The organism is Microcystis sp. M_OC_Ca_00000000_C217Col (genome assembly GCF_007095585.1).
Taxonomy (GTDB): Bacteria; Cyanobacteriota; Cyanobacteriia; order Cyanobacteriales; family Microcystaceae; genus Microcystis; species Microcystis panniformis.
In genome coordinates, this window is the sequence record NZ_SFBV01000093.1 from 1 (window position 1) to 4,566 (window position 4,566).

At 37.7% G+C, this 4,566-nt stretch carries 2 protein-coding genes; both read right to left on the reverse strand.

Translation table 11 applies throughout. From position 1 onward, the window contains the following. Nucleotides 1-537: 537 nt before the first annotated feature. Nucleotides 538-4,167, reverse strand: a complete 3,630-nt coding sequence (locus EWV66_RS05310; protein WP_287108178.1) for a DUF7149 domain-containing protein — start codon at nt 4,165-4,167, stop codon at nt 538-540. A 100-nt stretch (nt 4,168-4,267) separates the two neighbouring features. Continuing rightward, entirely contained in the window at nt 4,268-4,462 is a 195-nt protein-coding gene (locus EWV66_RS05315) for a hypothetical protein (RefSeq protein ID WP_287108176.1), read from the reverse strand. Nucleotides 4,463-4,566 lie beyond the last annotated feature (104 nt).

Consider the following 4,566-nt stretch of genomic DNA (forward strand, 5'->3'; position numbering starts at 1 on the left):
AACTGATAACTGATAACTGATAACTGAGAGGTGCGCCACTGGAAGTTCTTAAGTGCTACATCAAAAATCAGGAAAAGCCGTCGTAAAACGACGGGGTTTTAACCCAAATTTTCGATAAAGTTAGTCTAACCAAACCAGCTTTAATCCTTGCGGCAAAGCTTTCCTTTTCGTCTCTATTTCTTTCGCTCGTTAATTTCTCTGAAAACCCCTATATATATTTAGGCACGGATTCCCATTATATAAAAAGTATAAGTCAAGTCTTGGCTTTTGTCAAGCATTTTGGTTGAGATTCTTTTGGGTGTAAGCTGTACTGAATTTAAATTACTTGTTGAGATAAGGCACTCTTGCAATAGGTAAGAGGAAGGTATAGGGGAAGCGCGGAGATGGGTTTTAAAGTTCGATTGGGAGTTCATGAGAACAAATGTATTAAATTTAAATCCCCCTTAAAAAGGGGGACTTAGGGGGATCAAATTTTTGTCAGTCCTTTGGGATGCTTTTGGGTGCGTTACGCTTCGCTAACACACCCTACATTTATATTTATTTGATTTCTCCCTCTATTATCCTGATTTCCTCCTCGCTTAATCCATACAATTCATACACTATTTTGTCAATCTCTTTTTCTAACTCGCTGGTGTCAGCTTTGGGATTAGATTTTTTAGCCGTGAGAATTTGATCTACAAGTGCAATTATAGGTTGCTGTTGTTCTTGACTAATTTCTCTTACTGGAATACTTTTTACCGAGACAAGCTTTATTTCTAGATCAGTATCAAAATTTTTATACCAAATATTTATTAAATGAGAATTTAAAATTCCCAATAAATACTTTAAATCTAAATTTACCGTATTTAAATTGTTCTTATAAATAACAGAACAAGTATATAATCCATGAATTCCATCCCTATCATAACAAGCAACTATTCTAGGAAATAATGATATTTTTCGCATTCTCTGAAAATAAATTTTTTCAGTATCTACTATTTCTTTTGGCAAACAACTATGTAATTCTTTGCTTCTCTTAACGTATAAGTTTTCAAATACTATACTATAGGAAGCAATATTTCTTCCATTAATTGCTGGTTCCCAGCTTTGATCTATTTGATTATTAGATAATAGGTCAGTATTTTTATTTTCCTTATCTCCATAGGGTTTTGTACCTTGTTTCAGTTGAAAAAGCTCGCCTAATTTTCTAAATTTGTTCATATTGTTTATAATTTCATCTAATATAAGTTTTCTTCTGAGATTAATTTTCTTCTCTCTATCATTTATAAAAATTGAGTATGGTATTTCTTGAATAATTTCCCATTCATCATCATATAGATTATTATATTTATAATCTGGATAGGCAACCATCGCAGAAGTAGTTGAGTCTTTTTTCGGTTTAATATATTGGGAAATATTTATTACAGTGACTACATCAGGAGCATCTTCAAAAATATTCTTTCTCAACTCAATAGCTTTAATAATATGTGTATTTTGAATAAGAAAACTTCTTAGAGATTCAGATTGAGTGTTATAAAGAAATGTATTAGGAGCAATATAGCATTGATAGTATTGAGATTTTAAAAGTTGATAAGCTCTTTCATAAAATAATTTAAAAGAATCGATTTTCCCTTGACTCGAAATAGGATATTTTGTTTTATAAAAACTCTTTTCCATTTCCTTGAATTTCACTCCATAAGGAGGATTGCCAATTATCACATCAAAACCGATAAAATTCCCCTTATCGTCTAGAACTTCGGGGAACTCGAAGCGCCATTCAAAAGCATTATGATAAATCTTACCGCTTTCAATCTCCTCTAGTTGCGGACGTAATTTATCAATCTCATTCCTTAACTGACTAATCTTCCTTTCCCGCGCTTTCTTTTCCTTGGGTGACTCCTCAAATAACAAAATTTGATTCTCTAGACTATATAAATCCGTTTCCAAACCCCGCAAGCGCTTTTTCAGAGGATTATCTAACTGTAAAGTCTGACGAAAACTACTCTTAATCTCACTTATCAATCTCTCCATCTCGCGCTTTTGCGATTTATCCTCCGCGTTGCGATAGACTCTCACCGCATCCTTATAACTCTCGATACTTAAACGATTTTTGCGGGAAAAGACTTGTAAATCATTGGATAACCCAAAGCGACTAATCAGAGAATTGCCAACCTTGATATTAATATCGATATTCGGTAACGTCTCTAACTCGTTATCTGCTTTGTAGTAAGCATTCTTGAGTAACTCAATCCATAAACGCAACCGACAGATTTTCACCGAGTTGGGATTGATATCAACTCCAAAGAGACACCCCTCAATCAGACGCTGTTTTTCCTGAAATAAAGTCTCCTGTACGCGCTGACTTTCTCGGTTGCGGGGATTATACTCAAACAGATTACCGTCATCATCGGTGACGATTAACTCATCGTTCACCACCTCAACCCGATAATCCCTGAGAGTTTTCCCCTCTTTATCCACTAAAATCTGTAACTCACTCTTAATTGCGATTATCTCGTTCAAAGCAGAAACAAGAAAATGTCCCGAACCCACCGCAGGATCACAAATTTTGAGACTATTGATAATAGCATTGGCTGCCGTTTTATCTTTGATGCGGTTATACACATCCTCGATTGTCTGACAATTCCATCCCTGACTCTGGTTAAATTTCTCTATCACTGCGCGTCGAATCGTTTCCCGACACATATACATAGTGATGAAACCGGGGGTGAAAAAGGAACCATCCTTATATCCGTTGATTTTCTCGAAGATTAATCCCAACACTGACGCATTGATAAGAGTCTTATTGTCTTCCTGTATCGCTTCCCCACCTTCGCTGCTAAAATCGTAGGCATTGAGAAACTCGAATAGGTATGCTAAAGCGTTGATTTCTCCTGTTCGCTTTTTCCCCTGACTATCCTTTAAGACTGTTCCTGCAAAAATCTCTAAATTCTCCGAACGCAGGTTACTGATGACTATGGTTGATTGTTCTAAGTCTGTGGGTTCAAATAGGGAACTGTTGAGATAGGGAACCTGAGTATGGGTATTCTGGATGTCTTTGCTTCTTTCTGTCTGTTTTTTGGCCAAAACGCTGAAAAATAAGCGATTTAAGTCGTCATAGTTGGCAATTTTGCCTAAATTGAGAAACCCTAGGGATTTATCCCCCCGATGATACCTAATTATCTGCGCTTCTAATAGTTTGAGGAAGAGGATTCTATTTATCCAGGTTATCCCCAACTCTAAACCGATATTCAATAGTCTCTCCTCTTCCGTCTCCCCAAATTCCTCGGGATTGGGTAAACGAGAGATTTTATCTAAACTCTCCACTTGACTGATAGCGTTCTCTAGCAGCGAACCGGGTTGACGCGCTGCCGGTTGCAGACGTTGGATGAGTTTTTTTCCTCCCTCTTTTATCTCTGTCAATCCGATGATATGCAGCAGTTCACTATAAAAGTTTTTGTCGAGACTGTTGCTATCGTTCGCAAAGGGGAGTTTTAAGAGGTGTTCGGGAGAAAAGATTTTATAGAGACTGATGAGGTTATGTTCGTCCTCCCGGATGGTTTGGGAGTATTCCCGCAAGTCAAAATGGGTGTATGTCAGGGAATTGAGTATGGAGTTAAGGAAGGGTTCTCCTATCTGTTTGTAGAAGAAGTCGGTGGTTTTTCCCGTTAGTCTCCCCGTCTCAAAGTCATTAAACTGTCTGACAAGTTCCTGATTTTGTGCGCATAGTCTCTCGAAGATATTCCCATCGAAGATAAACCACTCATATATATTGGTAGCAATCAGGTGTTTTATCTCTAGGTTTTTCTCGGTTATCCTTTCCCGTAGGAAGTAGAGGAGTAATTCTTGTAATGCTTTACAGTTGAGTTTGTCTCTCCGCAGCATCTCGCTTTTATTGCTGGGTTTCTTGACTTCCAATATCACCCCCACGGAATCCCGCGACTCTTTCCCATTATGGATGACTAAATCATTCCTTCCCTTGGTGTTGATGAAATGTTGGGGACTATAGTAGTTGTGTTTGAGAAAGTCTGCAAGCAGGTTTTTGTGGAACTCCTCGGATTCTGTCTCGTTTATACTCCCCAAGAGTTGTCCTAGGTGGGTTTGAAACTTCTCTACCTGACTACGACTCGGTTTGACTCTCAGGAATGCTTTGTTTAATGCTTGTCGGGGAGAGAAAATTTCAGTCTTCATACCTTATATCCTTATTCCTACCCATCCCGATTTTTGAGTCTATTTTTTTCTCTCTTATCTTCCCTCAAAAACCCTATATATATGGGCGCACGGATTCCGATTATACATAAAGTCTAAAGCAAGTCTCGCCATTTGTCAAGGGTTTTGAGAAAAAAATCGAGCCGATTTTATAATCACCGTAACAACAATTCAGAGCGTAGGGATAATTCCGTGGGGATAATTCCGTAGGGATAATTCCGTAGGGATAATTCCGTGGGGATAATTCCGTAGGGATAATTCCGTAGGGATAATTCATGAATTATCCCTACGATATTATGTGAAATTTTCCGTCTTCATACCTTTATCCCTATTCCTACTCAACCCAGTTTTGGAGGCTATTTTTTTCTCTCTTATCTTGGC